Annotated in this window: 1 protein-coding gene; it reads right to left on the bottom strand. The window is 42.6% G+C overall.

What is annotated here, in order from left to right:
* The coding region (locus tag ACWA1B_RS22530) for an immunoglobulin domain-containing protein (RefSeq protein WP_456910829.1) at positions 1-284 on the bottom strand (284 nt) is incomplete at both ends.

The raw sequence follows: 284 nt of genomic DNA on the forward strand, positions 1-284 counted from the left end.
CCGTTACTGATTTACGATTCGATTCACAGCCAGCATCAACATAATAAGTTGTAGTTGCAGTTATTGTTGGAGTAGTGTAGCTTGGGCCAGTCGCCAATAAATTTCCGCCAACAGCTGCATCAAACCATCTTATCGTTGCTCCAGCAGTTGTTGTCGAATTCAAAGTAAAACTTCCAGAATCGCAAACTGCACTAGGAATTAGAGGTTGTGTTGCTACAGGAATAGTAATTTTAGTACTCGCAGCAATTTCTAACGGAGCTTCACCCGGCATTCCGCCATATTCT

This window comes from Flavobacterium xizangense (genome assembly GCF_054075145.1).